This window comes from Chitinophaga fulva, assembly GCF_012927205.1.
GTDB classification, from domain to species: domain Bacteria; phylum Bacteroidota; class Bacteroidia; order Chitinophagales; family Chitinophagaceae; genus Chitinophaga; species Chitinophaga fulva.
Window position 1 is genome coordinate 112,685 of record NZ_JABBGC010000004.1, and the last position, 17,583, is coordinate 130,267.

At 49.2% G+C, this 17,583-nt stretch carries 8 protein-coding genes; 7 read left to right on the forward strand and 1 reads right to left on the reverse strand.

The genetic code is table 11. From position 1 onward, the window contains the following. Positions 1-4: 4 nt before the first annotated feature. Entirely contained in the window at positions 5-577 is a 573-nt protein-coding gene (locus HHL17_RS28800; RefSeq protein ID WP_169228319.1) for a TetR/AcrR family transcriptional regulator, read from the reverse strand. Between the two features lie 2,535 nt (positions 578-3,112). Here HHL17_RS28800 and HHL17_RS28805 point away from each other — a divergent pair. From HHL17_RS28805 to HHL17_RS28835, 7 genes are all read left to right on the forward strand, one after another. Continuing rightward, complete coding sequence (locus tag HHL17_RS28805) at positions 3,113-4,900, forward strand: alpha-L-fucosidase (RefSeq protein WP_169228320.1); 1,788 nt, start codon at positions 3,113-3,115, stop codon at positions 4,898-4,900. A 24-nt stretch (positions 4,901-4,924) separates the two neighbouring features. Next, on the forward strand, positions 4,925-7,081 hold the full coding sequence (locus HHL17_RS28810) for an alpha-galactosidase (protein ID WP_169228321.1): 2,157 nt from the start codon (positions 4,925-4,927) through the stop codon (positions 7,079-7,081). A gap of 33 nt (positions 7,082-7,114) precedes the next feature. Continuing rightward, positions 7,115-8,461, forward strand: coding sequence for an alpha-L-fucosidase (locus tag HHL17_RS28815; protein ID WP_169228322.1), 1,347 nt, complete (start codon positions 7,115-7,117; stop codon positions 8,459-8,461). A gap of 1,052 nt (positions 8,462-9,513) precedes the next feature. Beyond that, positions 9,514-10,029, forward strand: a complete 516-nt coding sequence (locus tag HHL17_RS28820) for a response regulator transcription factor (RefSeq protein ID WP_206156216.1) — start codon at positions 9,514-9,516, stop codon at positions 10,027-10,029. A 662-nt stretch (positions 10,030-10,691) separates the two neighbouring features. Then, positions 10,692-13,169: a glycoside hydrolase family 2 TIM barrel-domain containing protein gene (locus HHL17_RS28825; RefSeq protein ID WP_169228324.1), complete on the forward strand. Its 2,478-nt coding sequence runs from the start codon at positions 10,692-10,694 to the stop codon at positions 13,167-13,169. A 23-nt stretch (positions 13,170-13,192) separates the two neighbouring features. Then, complete coding sequence (locus HHL17_RS28830) at positions 13,193-15,721, forward strand: glycoside hydrolase family 95 protein (RefSeq protein WP_169228325.1); 2,529 nt, start codon at positions 13,193-13,195, stop codon at positions 15,719-15,721. Further along, a complete protein-coding gene (locus tag HHL17_RS28835) occupies positions 15,718-17,580 on the forward strand; it encodes an alpha-L-fucosidase (RefSeq protein ID WP_169228326.1) in 1,863 nt (620 codons plus the stop codon). The genes HHL17_RS28830 and HHL17_RS28835 overlap by 4 nt, the downstream gene beginning before the upstream one ends. Positions 17,581-17,583 lie beyond the last annotated feature (3 nt).

Here is a 17,583-nt window from a genome sequence, read left to right on the forward strand (position 1 = left end):
TCCGTCAGGCTTTGATAGCATCCCAACAGAGGTCGAATGTAATACTGGTCCGGGCTTTTGTAAGAGTGGTGCCGCTGTAGTGGGTTTGTTTCACCAGCTCGTTCATGGAGCCGATGATAAAGGTAATCAACAGGTCCTTTTCCACATTTTTAATCAGTTGTTCCGCCTGTCCCCTCGCTATCAGCGCATAAAACGGTTCAGCTAGTTGTCTTGCTTTTTCCCGTGTGGCTGCGGTAATGTAGGGAGAGTGGTAACACTGCTCCAGGAAAATGAACTCTTCAAAATTCTGCAACCGGTAGCGGAGTATGTTCATCCAGATATTCCGGAAGCCGGGTTTGAACGGTTGTTGCGCATCATACCCCCGGAAGGACACCGCAACGGAGTTCTCGCGGCAGGCAGCAAAAAGCGCGTTGATCAGCGCATCTTTGTTGTCGAAATACACGTACAAGGTGCCGGTGGCAATACCCGCTTCTTTAGAGATATCCCCCATGGTCATGCCTGCCAGTCCTTTTTTGGCTACCAGCTTCAGCACGGCCCTGAAAATACGGGCATACTTCTTATCGTCTTTCAATTTCACTATACAAATATAAGTGAATATTTATTCACTATAAAGGCTGTTTTCAATGTTTGTAATTACGTGTCAGGGATGAAAAATGACTGTATATCAGGATAAAAGGGATGTTTTTGCAACAATAGCAGGGGAAATCAGGGTGGTACGCAGAAAGGAGAGAACAGGAGAAAAACAGAAAAGGGTTGGAAAGAGTAAAGAAAGAGTAAAGAAAGAGTAAAGAAAGAGTAAAGAAAGAGTAAAGAAAGAGTAAAGAAAGAGTAAAGAAAGAGTAAAGAAGATAACCGTTAAGCAACTAAGCAGATAGAGCTGGAAAAATAACCGTTAAGCAACCCATTACGATGAACCCCCGTAGTTTATACCACAGGGGTACTGTTGTCTGTTGATTAAATCAGGCTTTGGAAAAGCGTTGGTTTAATCAGCATATTAAAATTAGTCAACCATTGATTAGAAAAATCCAACTGGCCTGGACAAGCCGATTGGGGTTTAGCTGAGATATTTGTTAGATGTATGCATTTCATTTGTTACTATTTTTCATAACGCAGTGTTAGTACCGTAATATTACTGGCAATCCTCACTGATTTAGTTAATAGAATCTAAACGTCCCCGGATTAACAAATGGAAATGCTGTTGGCATTGACTGAAACCCTTTGTGGGTAAGGGTTGTTGAGTTTTTGGTATTTATCCACACTTATTAACAGGTATCCACACACGATATCCACATTGATGTTGATAACCGATATGTCCCTTGTCTGTATTGATGAAGGTATTGTAGGTTGACTATCTGCTGACGTGAAATTGCCGGTTTATCCACAAACGTTATCCACATCCCTCTGTCACCTCTCCTGAAAGCAAAGCCTGACAGGAATTTGTTTTTCCCCGTATCGGAGGAACAGCGGCAAATGCCCTGCGGCCGGGCGCCCGCTGCCGCCCGGTTACCGGAAATACCCTGAAAGGTTGGTCTGTGGGCTACTGACATACGCCATACGGGCACGCATCTCCGGAATGCGTTCACCAGCCGGGAGTGACGATCATAGGATGGTCGGTTTGCCGGGAAACGATTGCCTGTGGGCCATTGGCGCTCATCATACGGGCACGCGCACACGGAGTGACTGTTTCGGGTGGTCCGGTTTCGGGGAGGTGCTATCAATAAACTCCTTAACGCTCCTCCATGCAATTATGCACAGAGAATTTGTTAACGGTGAGCGATGACCGTTGTTGGGTGGTCTGAGAGGCTATTGATAAACCCCTTGGCGCTCAGCTGTATAGCTATGCACACGGAACTTGCCAACAGAGGGTTGTCGCCGTTGTTGAGTGGGCTGGTTTCAGGAAGACGTTATCGATAAGCTGTTTGACGCTCCTCTATGCAGTGATGTACACGGAATTTGTCAATAGACCGGATTGCGGTCATTTGGCAGTTCGGGCCCGAATAAGGCTCTCAGGCGTAAATAGCTTGTAGTTGTTGCATAAATGATCTCCAAAAGCGCTGACCGCCTTTGTTGACTACACAAAACATACAACGGGCCGGGAAAAGCCTTTAGGATTCCTGGAATTCATTGCACGTACTGCGGTAATATCGCATTTGAAAATCCGAAAAAGATATCCCAATGAAGGAACCCGCCGGGGAATGAACATATTGAAGGAGTACAACGGCCAGCGCCAGAGAAGCGTTTAAATGATGGGCATAACACTGGATTTACTTATTGTGACAACATCTCAGCAAAATGATGTCAGCTTCGTAAAGCAAAGCGGGTAGCAGCAAAACAGCACGAGGTCTGGTTGCTGCGATAATACCTCAGTAAAATAGTACCGTCTTCATAAACAATGGAAGGGGAGTAATAACAAGGCGCATCTACCTAAAACGAAGAAGAAGAGCAACAAGCACCAGGCTGTCATCTCCATAGAACAAAGAAAGGCAGATAGCAACGAAACAGGTGTAAGGTTTAATTACTGCGGTATCGTGTCAGCACCAGGACGTGATCTCCCTAAAACAAAGAAAAGAGGGGAGCGGTAGCATAACAAAAGATCTGATTACTGCGATACTGTATCAGCAAAAGAATATCGTCTTCTTAAAACAAAGGAAGGAGGGCTGTAATAAACAGAAAGTAGTCATCTGCCTAAAACGAAGAAGGTGAAAGGAAATCATCTCCATAAAACAAAGGGAAAGAGGTAGTTATCACCACAAAAAAATACCCTTGCTGTGACAATGCAGCAAGGGCTTTAAAAACATTCACATGTCATCTGCAGAAAGATAAGCTACTGACAGATGTTGATAATCAAAATTGAAGCCTAGTAATATGTTGAATAAGATGAATGCTAATGTTGGAAAGTTATCATGCAGGATGCATGTGCATAACTTCTGTTATCGAAGATAGAAATTACATTTTGTAAAATTGGTTAACCATTCGTTAACGTAAACGTATAGCCTTGAATGCTATCTTTTCTTGTACCATTTTCCCTTTCCCTGATAGCATTTTCCAGCCGCTTGCAGATGCCGCTGCTTATGTATATTTTTTGACCGGTGCTATAAAAAAATCCAGCGTTATGAAACGACTTGTACTGTTGTTATGGACGGTATGTTTGTATCCTGCCCTTTTTGCTCAGGACATGCCTGATATGTGGACCAAATCAGGCGGTAACAACACTGCCCACCCGGGCCTGAAATGGTTCACCGGAGCCAAATTCGGCCTCTTTATCCACTGGGGACTGTACTCCAAACTCGGCGGCCGCTGGAAAGACAGCAGTTACTACGGCAGCGGCGAATGGATCATGAACCGGGCAAAAGCACCGGCAAAAGAATATGCAGAGGTTGCTAAAACCTTCAACCCACAAGGATTTAACGCGGAAGAATGGGCCAATACCGCCCGGGAAGCCGGCGTGAAATACATGGTCATCACCGCCAAACACCACGAAGGATTTAGTATGTACGATTCCAAGGTGACAGACTTCGATATCGTAGATGCGTCACCGTATGGTAAAGACCCCATGAAGGCCCTCTCCAAAGCCTGTCGCGATAAAGGAATTCAGTTTGGCTTTTATTACTCCCAGTTCCTCGACTGGCATGAACCAAACGGCGGCGGCAATAGCTGGGACTTTAAAACAAAAGATAAAGATTACCAGCAGTATTACCGTACCAAATCTATCCCGCAGCTGAAAGAACTGCTCACCAATTACGGTCAGCTGGGACTGGTGTGGTTCGATATGCCGGGAGGCCTCACGCCGGAACAGACCAAACAGATGATTGACAGCCTGCGCCTGCTACAGCCCAACTGTCTGTTCAGCAGCAGGGTGGGCCACGGTCTCGGCGATTACCGCGATTTCGGCGATTCTGAAGTACCCCCGGTGCCCATCACAGGCGCATGGGAATCTATCTATACCCACAACGATTCCTGGGGATATATTCAGCATGATCTCAATTTTAAATCTCCCAAAGAAATTATACAACTCCTTTCCAACGTGGCTTCCAAAGGTGGTAACCTGATGCTCAACGTAGGGCCGGACGGTGACGGTAAATGGCCACAGTATTCCATCGATTATCTGAAAGCTACCGGTAAATGGTTAAAGCAATATGGTGAAAGTATCTATGGTACTACCTATGGGCTCATTCCCGCACAGCCATGGGGCGTTACTACCAGCAAGCCCGGCAGACTGTTCCTTCATGTATGGGAGATGCCGGCCGACCGCCAGCTGCGGATTCCCGGTGTAGATGCACAGGTTAAATCCGTTAAAATACTGGGCACGGGTGCAACACTCACCTTCAAACAGCAGCCGGGAGAAACCACCGTACAACTGCCTGTAACGCTGCCGGATACACGTAATACGGTATTGGTGATGGAATACAGCGGCAACCAGTCCGATCGCTCACAACTGCGTACGCAAACAGTCAGCAGCCAATATCCGCAGGCGGAAATACCCACCGTATGGGCCATCTATAACGGCGCTGCCAAAAACAAACTGTTTACATGGTCGCATTATTTCGGCGACTGGAAACATGATAACCTCGCGTATGATATGACGACACCGGAAGATGCATTGGTGTTCCCACTGGATGTACAGGACGCAGGAGATTATAAGATCATGCTGGATTATGCCTGTGAACAATCCAGCGCTTCACAGCAGGGCGTTGTAACCCTCAACGGGCAACAACTGCCCTTCCTGACACTATTTACCGGTCAGTTCGATAGTCATAGGCCCATGATATTTATCCGGCATGCTATCGGTATCCTGCACGTGGATAAGCCCGGGATAAACAACCTGACCGTCAAACCCGTGTCAGGCAATCAAAAGGAATTGTTCCGGTTGCGTAAGGTTATCCTGCAACCGGTGAAATAAGGACTGCTAAATTTATAGTGACCAATGAAAAAAATGACACCCCTGCTATTGACAGCAGGCTTGTATGCCACGCTGGCAACGGCTCAGACAAAGATGCCGGCCCGCGACTGGCTGATTGACCCGAAAGGGTTTACGGCCACTGCCACAGAAAAGGGAAAAGAAATTGTGCTCAGTAATGGTTTGCTGAGCCGCAGTTTTCGTACTGCCCCCAACGTTATTTGTACTGACTTCCGTAACCTGGTGAGCGGAGAACAGTTGCTGCGTGCCGTAAAACCGGAAGCCCGCCTCTTTATCAATGGCCGCGCTTACCAGGTAGGTGGCGCCACCGGTCAGCGCCAGCATGCTTATCTGTTGCCCGACTGGCTGGACAACCTGCAGGCTGGCGCCCATGATTTTGTATATACCGGCCACCAGATTACTGACCTTCAACCTGTGCTCAACTGGAAAGCCAACCGCTGGTGTTCCAATCCCCGGCAGGCTACCGGTAAAGCTGTGATCTTTACCTATAAGGCGCAGGCACCCGAATTGCAGGGCGTTACCGTAAAGGTGCACTACGAAGTTTTTGACGGTATTCCGCTGCTGGCCAAGTGGCTGGAGGTGACTAATGGTACCGGGCAAACGTTAAATCTGGACCAGGTAGTAAATGAAATACTGGCAACGCCGGAAGAAGAATCCACCGTGGTGGGCAGCCCGGATAAGATAAAGACACCGCATGGTATTTATGTGGAAAGCAATTACGCGTTCAACAACTCCATGACGGCCAGGCTCAGCGATCAGACCACCCACTGGAAAACAGACAGCACCTACACCTCACAGGTGAATTATGACCGGCTGACGCCCTGTTTGCTGGAAGTACATCCCAAAGTGCCCGTAGGTGTTGTGATGGCGGCGGGCGAACGTTTTGAATCCATCCGTACTTACGAACTGTTGCTCGACGGTTATGACCGTGAACGTAACGGGCTGGCCCAACGCCGCATGTACCGCGTACTGGCGCCATGGACCACGGAGAATCCCATCTTCATGCACCTGGTCAGCACCGACCCCGTGAAGGTGAAAAATATCATCGATCAATGTGCGGCTACCGGTTACGAAGGCGTGATCCTGAGCTTCGGCAGCGGCCTCAACATGGAAGACACCAGTGCCGCCAATATCGCGAAATACAAGGCATTGGCTGATTACGCCCATAGCAAAAAAGTGATGCTGGGTGGTTATTCCCTGTTTTCGAGCAGGCGTATCAGTGATGAAGATGATGTGATCAATCCTGCTACCGGTAAGCCCGGCGGCGCTTTCTTCGGCAACGCTCCTTGTCTGGGCAGTAAATGGGGCCTCGGATATCTCGATAAACTGAAACATTTTATTACCGCTACCGGCTTCGACATCTTTGAAAATGACGGGCCTTATCCCGGCGATGTCTGCGCTTCCACCACCCACCCCGGGCATAGTGGTAAAGACGATTCCCAGTGGAAACAAATGCAGCTGCAAAAAGGACTGTATCGTTTCCTGAACGCCCAAGGGGTATATATCAACGCACCTGACTGGTATTTCATGGACGGCACCAACAAAATCAGTTTGGGTTACCGGGAAGGGAATTTCTCTCTGCCAAGAGCAGAACAGCTGATTCTCAACCGGCAGAATATTTTTGATGGTACCTGGGAGAAAACGCCTTCCATGGGCTGGGGTTTTGTGCCGCTGAGCGAATATCATGGCGGCGGCGCTGCTGCCACGCTGGAGCCGCTTAAAGACCACCTCGATACCTATGATCAGCTGATGATGCAATACTATGGCGCCGGTGTACAGGCATGCTACCGCGGCCCGCGGTTGTATGATACCGATGCTACGCGTCAACTGGTACAACAGGTAGTAAGCTGGTATAAAAAGTACCGCGATATCCTCAATACCGATGTGATGCATCTGCGCCGCCCTGATGGCCGGGACTGGGATGGTATCATGCATATCAGTTCCACGCTGCCGCAGAAAGCGATGGTGATGCTGTATAATCCCACAACAGCGCCTATCACCCGGGAAGTGGCGCTGCCGCTGTATTATACGGGGCTTACCCAAACCGTGAAAATAAGAGAGAAAGAAGGGGCGCTGAAAACGTATAGCCTTGACCGCCAGTATACCGCTCATGTGAAAGTGACCATTCCGGCATCCGGGTATACCTGGTTGGTAGCAGAGTAAACATCAACAATGAAAAATTTTTAATTACGATTTATGAAGAAACTGACATTCGCCGTTATTACACTGCTGTGTTGCCTGCAAATACAGGTGCAGGCGCAACAGAAGAAGATCTTCAACGAAACGCCGGAGCAAACGGAAAAGCGTCTTTCCTGGTGGCTGCACGACCGCTTCGGCATGTTTATCCACTGGGGCTTATACTCCCTGCCTGCCCGCCATGAGTGGATCAAAAACTACGAGCGCATGACAGACAGCGCTTATCAGAAGTATTTCGACAACTTTGATCCTGATCTTTATAACCCGCGTGAATGGGCCCGCATGGCCAAAGCGGCGGGTATGAAGTATGCTGTGATCACCACCAAACATCATGAAGGTTTCTGTCTCTTCGACTCCAAATACACCGATTATAAAGCCACGAAGACCGCTATCAAAAAGGACCTGATCAAGGAATGGGTGGATGCTTTCAGGGCGGAAGGACTGAAGGTAGGGTTTTATTATTCGCTGATTGACTGGCATCATCCTGACTTTACCATTGACAGGGTGCATCCGCAGCGTGTCAGTGATCCGAAGGAATACGAAAGGCTCAATAAAGGCCGTGACATGGAAAAGTACCGTACTTACCTGTATAACCAGGTGCGGGAGCTGATGACCAATTATGGAAAGATTGATATCCTGTGGACGGATTTCTCTTATCCGGGCGCGAATGGTAAAGACCATAACGACTGGAATTCGTTGGAACTGATCAAAATGGTACGCAAGCTGCAGCCAGGCATCATCATCAACGACCGGCTGGACCTTGGCGAATATGATGATGGTGGTGATTTTGTGACGCCGGAACAATACAAGGTATCAGAGTGGCCTACCCGTAATGGCAAGCGGATACACTGGGAAACCTGTCAGACTTTCTCCGGTTCCTGGGGATACTACCGTGATGAGACTTCCTGGAAAGACAATAAGCAGCTGCTGGTGTTGCTGATAGAATCTGTCAGCAAGGGCGGCAACCTGTTGCTCAATGTGGGGCCTACTTCGCGCGGGCTGTTCGATACCCGTGCACAGGAGCGGTTACAAGGCATGGGGGACTGGATGAAAGTCAACGGCCGTTCTATTTATGGCTGTACAGAGGCGCCTGCCGGTATTCAACGGCCGGATAATACCCTGCTTACCTACAATCCTGACACAAAAAGACTGTATGTGCATTTGCTCGATTATCCGTTGCAGCGCATAGAGCTGCCAGGGCTGAAGGGCAAAGTAAAATATGCGCAGTTCCTGCACGATGGATCTGAACTGAAAATGAAAGAGACGGATAAAGGCGCATTGGCCATAGATGTGCCGGTGCGCAAGCCGGACGTGGAAATTCCGGTAATAGAGCTGATACTGGAATAGGTCCGCATCAATATGCAATGAGTATGAAAACGCAAAAGCGGAGGGTTTTAATAAGCCTTCCGCTTTTTGCGTTTTTTCGGCTATCAGAAAAAAGACTTCTTTTTGTGAGAAAAGGTGTTATTTTTATCGTACCATTTCTTTTTGTTAAACATTCGGAATGAAGCTATTAGTTGAGATTAAGCGCATATCTTTGACACAACCGACGTCTTAATCAGCTTCAGGATGCCGGAAACCCTGGAGCATCCCAATGTCACCAATACAGCAATGGAACAACCATATCCGTATTACCAGCCAGCTGTGTACAACAGGTGATCAGGAGTATGTCCGTTAGTAACGGGAACGTATATACCGGGTACCGGGATAAGCAGCGGCGGAACACTAAAACCATTAAAACCATATTTTCCCCGGATAAACCATCAGTCGGCAGCCGGGGCCGATGAAGTAAAAGGTACTCAACATTGTAAGGTTGTCAGGAAGTTCATCAACCAGTTATGGAACAGCAGCAATGGAGAAGCATACAAAAGCCCTATGTTTTCCCGGGTGTACATCAACCCATACCGGAAAACCAAATTTGAAAAAATAAATAAGGAAGTAGAAAAACGCGCAGAAATGGTTAAAATATAATATATATGATTAAATATAATTTGTTAGAATTGCAAAAATAGCAGGCTTTCAAAAAGCTGATAACTAGTAGATTGTAATTCAGTTAATCCTTAGTTTGTTGATTTAAACCACGTTAGTTGTTAGTTTTTATTCTAATATTGAACAAATTGTATATTAATATTTATTGAAAAACCATATACGTATCCGATTGACTACTGATCGTAATTGTTTCAAATTTGTTTGGGGTATGGAAACCGTGTGAACTTTCCATTATGCAAAATATTCAACCATACCAGCTTCCAGACTTACGATAAAAAATGGAAGATTTTCATACGAAATATACATAACCCAAAAGGAATAATATGAAAAAAGTGGGGCCTATAAATGCTGGTCATTTAGGAGAAGGGGAGGTTTATGAAGTGGCGGCATTGCATAGCGAATCAACGAACATGTTACAACAATTAGCTAAAGATATCTGTAACCTTGTTTTTATGGATATAGAGATACCTGGATTGACTGCGATTGAGGCTGCCAGTATTGTAAAAGCTGCGTATCCCGACATAAATGTGATTTTGCTGACTTTAAATGAGAAGGATAAATCCCTGATCGAGATGCCTGTCCGGGAGGAAGGGCTGGCGGTGGACCACATACCGCCCGTGTCATTGACGGAATTCATTTCACAAGTCTACGAAACAGCCCTGCAATCTAATATGGTGGCAGTGAACAAGGTATTGGCGTTTTTCCGGAAAGAACGCGGAAATACTCATGATCCCTATGGATTATCACCCCGTGAAAAGGAAATCCTGCGTTGCCTGGTCAATGGTGATACCTATAAGCAGATTGCCGAACACTGTCACATCAGTGTGGGAACAGTCCGCTCGCATATCATGAACATTTACCGTAAACTTGACGTGAATTCCCGTTCCAATGCCATTGTGAAAGCCATGAAAGAACGGCTGGTGTGAACTTTTTCGGTTAATGCTGACCTGTGCCATGAAAGTACAACTGATGTAAGTACTAGCGCCTGTGCCTGAAGCCCTCAATGGAAACCGATGTTAATGCCAACCCTGGTATGCTGGCCAAATGCATGCAGCCCATACCGGTAACCTAATCCTTTTCAATGAAAGACATGTGTCAACCACGTGACAAAACGGAGAGCCTGTAAGCGCTTACGCCGACAGGATAACTTTTGCACCAATGGACGGCCATGAAAAATCATGTATAACGGATTTAAAAGGTTGGTGAGCAGACACCGTCCGGCTATGTTTAGACAGTGTTCCGGTTTCCATGCGGGTGCCCGGTTGGGGTTTCCGAGTGCGGTCTCCATTTGTCCCTGCTTCGATCTCCGCCCATCAGGCGAATCAGCAGTAACCATGGCCATCACGGTTTAAAAAAATACCGATAAAAGACAAAATAATAGTGAAAGTTATGCAACCGTTTGCATAACTTTCACTATTCTATTTTAGGCCAGCTGCAAAAACACGTTATGAGAAAAAAAACAGCAGCCGGGAAATAGCGTCAACAACCAGATTCAGGATCGCTTTGGGAACACCGTGATACAATGAACTGCCATGGCAATGGCGGTAGCGGCGTTTCTTTTGACCAACAATTTTGACCAACAACGTATATGAAAAGAACAGGATTTTGGTGGATGTTATGGTGTCTGTTGTCCGGCAGTTATTTTTGTCAGGCGCAACAATCAACCCGCCTTACCCAACACTGGGAATATCTCCGGGGAGACCTTGGTGGTATCTGGGAAGCTGTAAGGCCCGTTGCAGACGGTAGCCCGGAGTCAGTGCCCCTGTGGCAACCGGTAACCCTTCCACACTGCTTCAACGCTGCCGACGCCGTAAGCCCGGAAGAAAACTACTATGAAGGCCCCGGCTGGTACCGCTCCCTGCTGGATGTTAAAAATCCCTATACCGACGGCCGTACCTTGCTGCATTTTGAAGGCGCCGGACAAAAAACAGCGGTATACATATACACTACCAAAGTAGCCACTCATACTGGCGGCTACGATGAATGGACTGCTGATATCACCGAAGCGGTACGGCAGTTCCTGCAATCACCGGAAGCCAAACGGTTTAAAGGAAAAGTACCAGTATCTATCCGTTGCGACAACACCCGCGATCTGGAAATGATCCCTTCAGACATGTCAGACTTTAATGTATACGGTGGCTTATACCGATACGTTAATCTCGTATATGCGCCGGCGTTATCCTTTGAAACATTGCATATACAGGCCGTTACAGACGCCGCCGGCAGCAACGGTACATTGACTATCAGCGCGGCATTCCGTAATCCCGGCCATATCAGCCGCGGCGCGCTGGAATTACGGATACTCGATCCGCAAAATAAAGTCGTAAAAGAAATCCGCCAGGACATTGATATATCATCCGGTGAACAACAACTGGCAGGCATCTCCCTGAAAAAGCCCGTGTTATGGTCACCTGACCAGCCGCGCCTGTACACAGTGGAAGCCCGCCTCACGTCCGCTGCGGGCACCACCGAATGGAGAGATCATACCGGCTTCCGCCACTTTGAATTTGTGATACAGGGCCCTTTCCTGCTCAACGGTAAACGGCTGCTCCTGCAAGGTACACACCGCCATGAAGACCATGCCGGCGTTGCGGCGGCCATGACAGAAGACATGATACGGAAAGAAATGCTGCTCATTAAAAACATGGGCGCCAATTTCATCCGCCTTGGGCACTATCAGCAATCCCGGATTGTATTGCAACTATGTGACAGCCTCGGTATCCTCGTATGGGAGGAAATTCCCTGGTGCAGAGGCGGCCTTGGCGGCGATGTCTACAAAGAGCAGGCACGCAGGATGCTCACCAATATGATCAGCCAGCATCGTAACCACCCGGCGGTCATCCTCTGGGGACTGGGCAATGAAAACGACTGGCCCGGCGATTTCCCTGAATTCGACAAAGAAAAAATCCGTGCGTTCATGTCGGAACTGAATGTCAGGGCGCATCAGCAGGATAGCACCCGCAAAACCACCATCCGGCGCTGCGACTTCTGTAAAGATATCGTGGACGTATACTCGCCCTCCATCTGGGCCGGCTGGTACCGCGGCCGCTATACGGAATACAAATCCGAAAGCCTGAAAGAAATTGCCCGCGTACCCCGCTTCTTCCACGCTGAATGGGGCGCCGATAGTCATCAGGGCCGCTTTGCGGAAGAACCGGAGCAGTTCATCAAACAAATTGCTACCGGCAAAGGCGCTGATGAACGCACCGGTGATTTTGCGCTCACCGGCGGTAATGCCAGAGCATCTAAAGATGGCGACTGGTCTGAGTCCTATGCGGTAAATCTCGTGGATTGGCACCTGAAAGAACAGGAGACCATGCCTCAACTGACCGGCACGGCATACTGGGTATTTAAAGATTTTTCCACACCACTGCGGCCGGAAAACCCTGTGCCTTATGTTAATCAGAAAGGCATTGTGGCCCGTGACCTCACCCCTAAGGAAATATACTACGTGTTCCAATCGTACTGGACCAAAACACCCATGGCACACATCTACGGCCACGGTTGGCCTGTACGCTGGGGCAGAGAAGGAGAAGCCAAAGAGATACGTGTGTATTCCAATTGCACCGAAGCAGAGCTGTTTGTAAATGGTCAAAGCGTTGGCGTTAAAAAACGCAGCAGCCAGGATTTTCCCGCTGCAGGCCTGCGCTGGCTGGTGCCATTACAAACCGGCGACAACCAGGTAAAAGTGGTGGCCCGTCAGGGTAAAGAAAGCGTTACTGATGAACTCAACTGGCAATACCAGACTGCTGCGTGGTCCAAACCTGTAAGACTGATACTGGAAGAGGATAAATCCTTTACCGGCAACGATCTCCGTAAGGTGTGCGTAAAAGCCGTTGATGAAAAAGGTGTGCTGTGCCTCGATGCGGCCAACGAGATCACTTTCTCACAGGCAGGAGATGGTCAGCTGATCATCGATCAGGGTACAGCCAGTGGCTCCCGCAAAGTACAGCTGGCTAACGGGCAAGGCTGTATTTTCCTGCGTACCAACCATCACGGCGGCACGGCAGTAGTAGCTGCTACCGCTAAAGGGATGACCTCCGGCATCACTACCATTACCTATTAACTGTACTCAAACACGATGTGCTCATGAAAAAACTTTTTACCGGAATTGGCCTGCTGATTTTTTCGTGGCAGGCAAATGCCGCCACCCCGGCCGATTCCCTGCTGAAGCTCTGGTACAAACAACCTGCCCGGCAATGGGTGGAAGCGCTGCCTGTGGGCAATGGCCGCATTGGCGCCATGGTCTTCGGCGGCGTACAAAAAGAAGAACTTCAGCTCAATGAAGGATTTCTTTGGTCCGGCACACCGCGCAACGGTGATAACCCGCTCGCCAAAGAAACGTTGCCACAGATGCGCCAGCTACTCAACGAAGGCAGGTACAAAGAAGCTGATAAGCTGGCCAAAAAAATGATGGGCACCTACAGCGCGCGTTACATCACGCTGGGGAGTCTTTTCATTGAAAATGACGTGCCGCAGAACGCTGAAAACTATTATCGTGAGCTGGACCTCAACCGCAGCATCAGCAAGGTTTCTTATACCGCTGATGGCGTGTATTATACCCGGGAAGTATTTTCCAGCTATCCCGCGCAGCTGCTGGTTGTCCGCTACACCGCCAGTAAACCGGGCATGTTGCGATTCCACAGCAGCTTCGCTAACCCGATGCCACATACGAACAAGGCAGTCAACAACCACTACCTTGTGATGAAAGGCCGTTGCCCGGAATATGTGGCCAGCCGCCCTTATGAAGCGAAACAAATCGTTTACGGCGATAAAGGCATCAACTATGAAGTGCATATGGACGCCCGCACCAATGGCGGAAAAGTAACGACCGATACGGCCGGTATTACCGTCAGCGGCGCTACCGAAGCGATGCTGCTGGTGTCTATCGGTACCAGCTACAAAAGCCCGGAAGACTGGGCCGGCGATCCTGCTGCTGCCGCGATGGCTCCGCTGAAGAAAGCGCAAAACACGCCCTATGCGGCGCTGCTGAATACTCATCTGGCAGATTATCAACGGCTGTTCAGCAAAGTAACACTTAACCTCGGTACGGATGGCAGCGAACAACTGCCTACCGACGAACGCCTGAAAGCCTATACCAGTGCCGGCGGTAACCGCGATCCGCAATTGACCACGCTGCTGTACCAGTATGGCCGCTACCTCATGATTGCAGGCTCCCGTAAAGGCGGCCCCGCGCTTTCCCTTCAAGGCCTGTGGAACAAAGAGATGCAGCCACCATGGGGCTCTAACTACACCATCAATATCAATACAGAGATGAACTACTGGCCTTCCGAAACAGCCAACTTATCGGAGTGCGGCCAGCCATTGTTTGACTTCATCCATAAAATGGCCAAACGCGGACGTGTAACCGCTGCCGTTAACTATGGTGCTTCCGGGTGGACTGCCCACCACAATACAGATATCTGGGCGATGACCAATCCGGCTGGTGGCTTTGATTTCAGCGACCCCAACGGAAATCCCAAATGGGCGATATGGCCTATGGGCGGGGCATGGCTGAGCCGTCACCTGTGGGAACATTATCTGTTTACCGGTGATAAACAACAGCTGGTACAGATGTATCCCGACCTGAAAGGCGCTGCGGAATTTATGCTCGACTGGCTCGTTAAAAACGAAAGCGGTCAGTGGGTGACGAACCCCTCCACTACGCCCGAAAATAATTTCCTTATAGACGGCAAAAGGGAAGGTTCTGTCAGCATCGCTTCCACCATGGATTTGTCTATCATCCATGATCTGTTTACCAACACCATACGGGCTGCCACGGTGTTGGGCAAAGACGCTGACCTGATCGCTAAAATGAAAGACAGGATGAAAGATATATATCCATTCCACGCAGGACAATATGGCCAGCTACAGGAATGGTATAAAGACTGGGACGACCCGAAAGACAGCCACCGGCACGTATCTCACGTGTATGGCCTCTTCCCGGGCAACTTCATCAACCCTCGCCGGGATGCGGTCCTCGCGGCAGCGGCTAAACGCAGCCTGCTGCTGCGCGGCGATGGGGGCACCGGATGGTCCAAATCCTGGAAGATCAACTGGTGGGCACGCCTCGAAGACGGCAACCACGCCTATACGATGTTGAACAAACAATTGTTCCTCGCCGGTGGACAGGAAGTGAGCGTAGCCGACAACAGCGGCGGCTCTTATCCCAACCTGTTCGATGCGCATCCACCTTTCCAGATAGACGGCAATTTTGGTGTTACTTCCGGTATCACAGAAATGCTGGTACAGAGCCATGATGGCGTAATTCACCTGTTGCCCGCCCTGCCCGACGTGTGGCCTGCCGGCTCCGTAAAGGGCTTAAAAGCACGCGGTGGTTTTGAAGTCGATATGGAATGGAAGAACGGTCAGCTCACACATGCTGTGGTGCGCTCCGCACTGGGCGGCAATCTGCGCGTGCGCACATCGAAACCGGTGCAGATCAACGGTGCTACGCTACAACAAGCCTCCGGCGTTAATAACAATCCTTTTTATCCCTTGCCCATACCTGTAAAAACAGAAGTGAAAGATGCCTCCAAACTGGCGGAGCTATCACTTAAAAAAGTGTATGAGTATGACGTGCCCACCGTGGCTGGTAAAACCTATGACATACGATGAGTTTCAGGAAAGCAATATTGAGTTTAGCCGTTGGCGTTATATCAACTGCTACCGTTGCACAGGTAAAGGGAGACGATGATGGCATCCTTGCCCAGAAAGCTGCCAGCCGTGATAAAGCAGCTATAGACTCCGCTGTCAACGGCTGGTGGACCGCCTCCATGAAAAACCATGACCAGCGCATCGCCTGGTGGCGTGAAGCGCGATTCGGCTGCTTTATTCACTGGGGCGTATATTCCGTGCCGGGCGGCGAATGGAACGGCAAAAAAGTGGAAGGCTATGCCGAACACCTGATGCGGAAAGAGAAAATCAGTCGACAGGAGTATGCGCAAAAACTGATACAACACTTCAATCCGGCACACTTTGATGCCGATGCGTGGGTGAAAATGATCCGCGACGCCGGCATGCGTTACCTCATCATCACCGCCAAACACCACGATGGCGTGGCCATGTATCCCACCGCTATTAGTGATTACAGTATCGGCCAATCGCCTTTTAAGCAGGACCCGATGGCCGCCCTGTCTGCCGCCTGTAAGAAATACGGCATCCGCTTCGGCTTCTATTATTCACACGCATTTGACTGGGAACATCCGGACGCTCCCGGCAACGATTGGGATTATGATAATCCCGGAGGAGATAAAAACCTGCATGGCGGCGCTAGCTGGTATGATGCACATCCGGAACTGCTGCCCAAAGCCGTGAAGTATGTCAACGAAAAATCCATTCCACAGATACAGGAACTGTTGCGCAAATATCATCCGGATATCCTCTGGTTTGATACACCGCACAAGCTGCCGCTGAGTGAAAATATCCACATCCTGGAAGCCATCCGTGCGGTGGATAAACATGTGGTGGTGAACGGAAGGTTGGCCCGCACAGGCAAGATCTCCTTCGGTGATTATAAAAACACTTCCGACAGGCCGGCAGAGTTTTATCCTGTCACCGGTGACTGGGAAGCGATCCCCACTACCAACGAATCGTATGGGTATTCCCGTTATGACAGCAGTCATAAGCCGGTTGGGTTCTTTATCCGCCTGATGGCCAAAGCCGCAGCTAAAGGAGGGAATCTGCTGATGAACATAGGCCCTGAAGGCGATGGTACCATCGATCCACGGGATACCGTTATTCTGCATGGTATTGGCGCCTGGATGCAGCAGAACGGAGAGAGCATCTACGGCACTGCCGCCACACCATTACCAGCACAGCCCTGGGGCGAAAGCACCCGGAAAGGAAATAAGCTGTATCTGCACGTATTTCAATGGGGCAGCCCGTTGTATGTGGGTGGGTTGTATGGAAAAGTGGAAAGAGCTTACCTGCTGGCCAATAAGCAGCCGGTAAAAGTGGTCCGCGTGAATCCCAAAGATCTGAGCATTGTTCTGCCTGAAACGGCGCCAGATAGCATTAACAGCGTAGTTGTCCTCGAAATGAAAGATATGAAGGGTGATAGCGTGCGTGTGCTCGATACCCGCCGGCTAACGAATGTGCTGCGGGCGTTCGATGCCACACAGCATGGCAAAGGCTTCTCTTTCGGTGACGGTAAAAAAGCGGCGTACTTTGTACAGGGCTGGAAAAACATGGACCAGTACGTTAGCTGGAAAATACGGACTACCCGCGACGCAGTGTTTGATATTAGCATCAAATACGCTACCGATCAGCCTCCTGGCAATGCCTACGAAATCCGCATCGGCAAAAATGTGATCCATGCTGAAGTGAAATCTGCTAAAAAAACGGAGATCGTAACACAGACATTACAGGAAATCAGGCTGCCTGCCGGAGAATATGAGATCACCGTTAAGCCTACGCAAATCAGTGGGCCGGAGCTAATGAAATTATTTGAAATCACTATGCAACCAAAATCATGATCG

Bases quoted from the DNA above. Each gene is read 5' to 3' on its own strand.
- HHL17_RS28825 (WP_169228324.1), top strand. From the start codon at position 10,692: ATGAAAAGAACAGGATTTTGGTGGATGTTATGGTGTCTGTTGTCCGGC.
- HHL17_RS28820 (WP_206156216.1), top strand. From the start codon at position 9,514: ATGTTACAACAATTAGCTAAAGATATCTGTAACCTTGTTTTTATGGAT.
- HHL17_RS28810 (WP_169228321.1), top strand. From the start codon at position 4,925: ATGAAAAAAATGACACCCCTGCTATTGACAGCAGGCTTGTATGCCACG.
- HHL17_RS28805 (WP_169228320.1), top strand. From the start codon at position 3,113: ATGAAACGACTTGTACTGTTGTTATGGACGGTATGTTTGTATCCTGCC.
- HHL17_RS28835 (WP_169228326.1), top strand. From the start codon at position 15,718: ATGAGTTTCAGGAAAGCAATATTGAGTTTAGCCGTTGGCGTTATATCA.
- HHL17_RS28815 (WP_169228322.1), top strand. From the start codon at position 7,115: ATGAAGAAACTGACATTCGCCGTTATTACACTGCTGTGTTGCCTGCAA.
- HHL17_RS28830 (WP_169228325.1), top strand. From the start codon at position 13,193: ATGAAAAAACTTTTTACCGGAATTGGCCTGCTGATTTTTTCGTGGCAG.